We start from the raw sequence: 6143 nt of genomic DNA, 5'->3' as shown, positions 1-6143 counted from the left end.
AAATTTTAAAAGCTCGAATGAATCCATTTATTATTGTTTTGCTCTGCAAATATCTATATTTTTATTAAATCCTCCCCAGGTTTTGTTCCTGATCCTTATAAAAATATGTTTTTCTTACAAAATACAGTTTTATACTTTTTTAAAGATTATTTTAGCTTACTATATTTAACAGTACGCGTACAAAGATTATGTAGCTCCTGGTCTTATTTAGTATTATCACTATTATTAATTGCGTGTCAATGAAATTTCAAAATTATTGCGTTTTTATATATTTTATTTTTTCATATTCACTATTTGGACAATATTTACCATCGAAAAATTATACTACCGCTGATGGTTTACCTAATAATGCTGTTCGGTCCTTATTTTTGGATTCGAATAACGTTTTATGGATTGGCACGGAAAATGGTGTTTCCAAAATGGAAAATGGCTCCTTTTCTAATCTCGATGAATCTGATGGATTAGGGCATAACAGTTGCTGGGATATTTGTCAGGACAGTAACGGAAATATGTGGTTTGCCAGTTATGGAGGGGGTATCACTAAATATGATGGTGAAAAATATACTGTGTTTACAACAAAAGATGGCCTATTAGCTGATAAAACGCGAAAAGTATTTTCTTTCAAAAAAAAGATATATGTGGGCACGGAGCAGGGAGTTTCAATCATTGATATAAATACAAATAAATTAGTAACACCAATAGTGCCTTCTCATAAAGAGGATTTTATTAGTATTTCGTTTTTCGAATACAGAGATGAAATTTATTTTGCATCAATTTTTGATGGTTTATTTAAAATTGATGAATCGGATTCAAAGCCAAAAATTATTCCAATTATTTTGCGTAAAAACACCTATGAATTAGCTATTTATGGATCTGCACTTTATAGTAGTAATGAAGGATTTATAGATAAATTTAATATTAATGATATTTTAGAGGGTAAAATTTCCAATTCTAGATTCGGAAAATCTTTTGTATGGCAATATGCAAAAGGCAAAACAAACTCAATTTATGCTGCTGCTTGGGGAGTTTATGCTCCAGACGGAGGACTTTACAAAATTGAGAATGATAAAATGTTTAATGTTTCGGAATATTTTGGAATAGGCTCTAAAATTTTATTAAATGTAGTGTATGATAAATCAAAGGATATTTTATATGTAGGTTCTAATGATAAAGGAATTTATGAAGTTCGATTAGATAGAGTAGTTGATTATAATTTATTTGATGCAAAATCAGTAATAGATTTCGAATATTTAGGCCTACAGAAATTTATTTTACACAACAAAGGTTTGACTATTTTAGATTCAAGTAAAAGCATTTCAAAAAGTATTTCACTTGTTGATTTTAAAAATTTCGAATTAGATTTTTTAAAAAAAGGAAATAAAGTACTTAACAAGCAAGGAATTGAATCAAGAGATTTTGAATTAAATTTTACGATTCCAGCTAGTGGTATTGAGTTTTATGAAATGGTAAAAAACAATGGTTCTTTTTGGATAGGCAGCAACATAGGGATATTTGAAATAGACAGTTTAGGAAACATTAAAAACTACTTACCTAAACACAGTTTGAAAATGGGGTTTACCTATGACGGTAAATTTATTGAGACTATTACTTATGCGGGTGTCAGATTATATGAGGATGCGCTCGGTCAAAGTATTAAACATTTTTCAAAGTTCAATAAAAATACTCCTCAGTATATTGTGGAGATTTTGACTAACAAAGACAAGACGTATTTGCTGTCGGTTTTTAATGGACTGTATGTTTATAAAAACAATCAATTTCACTCTTATTTGGCTGAAGGAATTTGGAATGAAAAAAAGTTCAAACATATTACGGTGAATAGAGATGGGCAGCTGATTTTAGCATCAGAATTTGGAACTATCTTTATCGTAGATGATAGAAAATCATTCAAAATAGTAAAAACCATTCCCAAAGAGGATATCAATGGAAATACAATTTTATTTCTTGAATCTTTTAAAGATTATATATTAATTGGAACCGAAAAAGGAATGAATATATATAAAGATGGAAAAGTACGATTGATTGATAAGCAATTGGGATTAAGGGATTGTGTATTCACGACTTCAAAAATATTTGAGAACCAGTTATGGATTGGTACACAAAAAGGATATTATGTTGTTGATTTAAATACGCTTACAAAGGAACAATCAACGGTTTCAAAGTTAGGAATTAGTAGTATAGCTGTCAATAATACAGCTCTCAATAAATCCAATTTCAATTGGTTCCGTTATGCTTCAGAGGAACTGAGGCTTGATTATAATCAGAATTCGCTTTCGATTGATTTTATTCCAGAAGGCCATGCTATTGCTGATAAACTAAAATTTCGATATCGTTTAAATAGCTCGAATCGTTGGAGCCCTTATAGCGACAAAACTAATTTGTTTTTAGCTTACTTGCCTTATGGCAATTATTTAGTAGAAGTGGAAGTTTTAGATTTAAATGCTGGGAAATCTAGTGTTTTTAAATTGCTTAAAGTTTATATTTCACCGCCATTTTGGTTTGCTTGGTGGTTTATTACTATTATTTTCCTATTTGTTATGGGAGTTGTGGTTTATATACTCGTGCGGAAGAAGAATAAGGCAAGAGATAAAGCCATTATAGAAAAGCAAATAACCGAAGCTAAGTTTGAAGCGCTGTCAAATCAAATGAATCCTCATTTTATTTACAATGCTTTAGAATCTATTCAAGGTTTCGTGCAAGACAATGATGAAGTTAATTCGTCACTTTATATTAGTGAATTTGCTACTTTGATGAGAAAGACCTTAAAAAATTCTCCAAAACAAACTATATCGATTAAAGATGAAGTCGAATATTTAAAAAGTTACATGTGTATTGAAAATATGCGTTTTAAAGACCGTGTTTTATGTGATGTTTATATTGACCCTGTGGTTGCTGTAAGCTTATTTGAAATCCCACCCATGCTGATACAACCCTTTGTGGAAAATGTATTTGCTCATGCTTTTGATGAATTTGTTCCTTCACCAAAACTGAATATTTCCTTTAAAATGATTGACGAACGGGTTTTAGAGTGTAAGATTATTGACAACGGAAAGGGGCTAAAGGCAATCAAAAAATCTACATTTCATGTATCTAGGGGTATCGCCTTAGCTAGGGAACGCATTGTTTTGTTACAAAAAGACAATTTGGACCCTATAAAGATTGATTTTACCGAATGTAATGGTACGACAGTTACTATTCAATTATTTATTAATTTCTAAGTTTTATTGGAGATTAATTAGAAAAGGCATTATAATATGGCTTTAAGATTAATCTTAATTAATAATTAAAATAATTTAGCGGAAAAAGAGCTTAGTATTAGAGTAAAGCTATTCAAATAGTTTCAATTTTAAGGTCTTAAATTGGCTAACTAAGAAGATAGTGGTTCTTATAAAGTTTTAATATTATTTATTATACTTTATGTAATACACTATCTTCAACATTTTATTTTATAAGTAATAACGTACTTTTGTTTAAAAAACATGTATTTAGTCGATTATATTGTACTTTTAATCTATTTTTATCTAAATTCGTTAAAGAATTAAACTACCATTAGTATTAATGATTTGCCCCAACTCTATCATAAATTTAATTGTTTAGTTTTTGAATAATATATACTTTGGTTTAGTAGCAGAGAGTCCGAAATTTTTTTTTCGGACTCTCTGTTTTTATACTTTATTTTTTAATTTGCTCAATAGTTAAATAATATAAATTTTTTGATAAGAAACTGGTATTTTGATTGTGACTGATTTCTCGTTCTTTTGATTCTTCGTTATAAGTACCATCTAAGTGATTTTCTTTAAAATACGCTCTTCTAGCTTTATCATTATAATTAAGTCGACTTATAAATTGTGGATCTACTCCTTTGTTTACGCTGATATTGTAAGTTGTAATTAAGTTTCCCCAGTTAAAGATGGCACATACTAGTACTAAAGCATATAGGTACAGAAACATTTGATTAAACAGAAAAGCATTTGTCTTCTTATTCTTGATTTTTAAAAACGTAATTACTAAACCAATAAACGTAATTGTTAGAAAAGCATATACACCCAATCGTTTGTAGGTCATTCCAAATTCGAAGATATATTCTGAGTTTTTTATAGCGGAGCTTATAATCAGAATAGCGTTTAAACCGATCCAGACTTTTGCTAGGGCTTTTAATAATTTGGCTTTAGGATCAAAATTGAAACCTCCTTTGAAATAAAATAAAATTACCGCCACAGCCATTATAATCGAAATGATTACCGCGTTAACTCTATCATGTGTCGCGGCGCTTAGATTGGTGCTATTTGGTACTTTAAAAAATTGCTCGTAGTTGTAAGTAGCTATAAATATGACTAACATAAAATTTAGTAAAACAAGTGAAATCTCGCCACTTTTGCGTTCAAAAGTAAGATCTAGAAATGAAAAACTACCCTTGTTTAATTCTTTAGCTTGGTCCGAAAATTTATCAGCTAGTTTTGAATTAATAGTATGACAGTAGTTTGGAGTAAAATAATTCCAAAAACTAAAGGAAATATAAAAACCAACACAAGAAATTAGTATAAAATGCCAAAAATCTAAATCTAATTCATATAGAAATAATGAAGAAAAGGTATCACTACCAAAAGAGTAAGCTATAAAAAACAGCACTAAAAAAACAGAAGGAATTAGGATGTAGGCTATAATTTTCTTGGCGACATTATTATCGATTTTGGTTCTAGGAAACCATTGACTAAAAATTAGGGGTCTTCCTATTGAAGTGACCATGTTAAGAATAACGATAGGCAAAGTTTGTATCAACTTAAGTTGCGGGTCTTGACTTTGAAATTGTAAAAAAATTAATGATAACGATAGAGCAAAAAATGATGCTATATCGCCATAATAAGCAAATGCTGCAACGGATAGCAGAGTTGTTGCAATGAACCATTTAAAGAGAGTTGTTTTAGTTTTAGTCTGGTTGATAGTTATAAATAATAACGATAGAGCAAAAAATGCAAGGTTGATACCTAGGCTTTCATTGTAAAATAATAATGAAAAAATTGCTGTTGTTACGATAATTAATTGATGTTTTTTCATGTTTCAAAAGTTTAAAAGTACTTTGTTTTTCAAAGTAAAAAGTTAAAAAAATAGGCTATTTTGATTTTATTAATTTTTCAAGAAAGTTTAAATGTTCTTTGAAGGCAATACGTCCAACATTTGTAACTCGGTACGAAGTTTTCGGTTTTTTACCTACAAACTCTTTTTTAACTTCGATGTAATTCATCTTTTCTAAGCCAGCGGAATGGCTAGCTAAATTTCCATCAGTTACTTCTAATAAGGATTTCATTTCGGTAAAATCTACCCAATCGTTTACTAACAGAATAGACATAATACCCAGTCTTACTCTGCTTTCAAAATCCTTATTTAGCTTATCGATGATACCCATTATTATTTGTATTTTTTAAATAAAATAATACCATACAAAATGTGTAATACTCCAAAACCTACAATCCAAAATAATAATCCTTTACCTATGAAGAATAGTGATAGCATACCTAAAATTAGTTCAAGATATCCTAAGTACTTAATATCCGAAAAGGTATATTTCTCAGCGTTTATTAACGCTAAACCATAGAATAATAAGGTTACTGGTGCTATAAAAACAAACAAGTTATGTATCAATAGCGAAAGACAAAACACGAATCCTACACATAAAGGAATAGCCAAATTAATAACTAAGTTCTTAGTAGTTGAAGTCCAAATAGGATGATTGTTTTTTTTACTTTTTTGCAAAGTAAAATAGATTCCAAAAGTTAAAGCAAAGAACAGAACAATTAACGCTACTAGAAAAAACTCTAGAACCAAATCTTTATCATAAAAAGAGTTTTCAGAAGTCAAATAATCAATGCCTAAATTTTTTAAACGCAAGTAGACATATGTTCCACCGACTAATGCAGATAGTCCTGCAAAAACACCAGAAAGTCCACTCAGTGAAATAAAACGGGAAGAACGTTCCATCATAGAACGAATATGCATTAAATCTTCTTGATGTTTATCAGCCATAGTTAAAGTACTTTGAAATACAAAGTTATTATTTATTTTAAATAAAAAAAGGAAAAAGAACAAAATATTTTATCGATGAACTTTTTAACTTTGTATTGATATTA

General features: G+C 29.3%; 4 protein-coding genes. 1 reads left to right on the top strand and 3 read right to left on the bottom strand.

Features of this window, described 5'->3' with window-relative positions; all coding sequences use genetic code 11:
* Positions 1-239: 239 nt before the first annotated feature.
* A complete protein-coding gene (locus BLV91_RS15645) occupies positions 240-3236 on the top strand; it encodes a sensor histidine kinase (protein WP_091434977.1) in 2997 nt (998 codons plus the stop codon).
* Positions 3237-3690: 454 nt separating this feature from the next.
* On the opposite strand, the gene BLV91_RS15640 is transcribed toward BLV91_RS15645, so the two are convergent.
* The 3 genes from BLV91_RS15640 to BLV91_RS15630 are packed head-to-tail and all read right to left on the bottom strand — an operon-like array spanning position 3691 to position 6039.
* Positions 3691-5073 carry a DUF4153 domain-containing protein gene (locus tag BLV91_RS15640; RefSeq protein ID WP_091434975.1) on the bottom strand — a complete coding sequence of 461 codons (1383 nt, stop codon included), beginning with the start codon at positions 5071-5073 and terminating at the stop codon, positions 3691-3693.
* Between the two features lie 55 nt (positions 5074-5128).
* Positions 5129-5422, bottom strand: a complete 294-nt coding sequence (locus BLV91_RS15635) for a winged helix-turn-helix domain-containing protein (RefSeq protein WP_091434973.1) — start codon at positions 5420-5422, stop codon at positions 5129-5131.
* A gap of 2 nt (positions 5423-5424) precedes the next feature.
* Positions 5425-6039 carry a hypothetical protein gene (locus BLV91_RS15630; RefSeq protein ID WP_091434971.1) on the bottom strand — a complete coding sequence of 205 codons (615 nt, stop codon included), beginning with the start codon at positions 6037-6039 and terminating at the stop codon, positions 5425-5427.
* Between the last annotated feature and the right edge of the window lie 104 nt (positions 6040-6143).

This window comes from Flavobacterium degerlachei (assembly GCF_900106645.1).
GTDB lineage: Bacteria > Bacteroidota > Bacteroidia > Flavobacteriales > Flavobacteriaceae > Flavobacterium > Flavobacterium degerlachei.
This window is presented reverse-complemented; position numbering and strand designations above follow the sequence as displayed.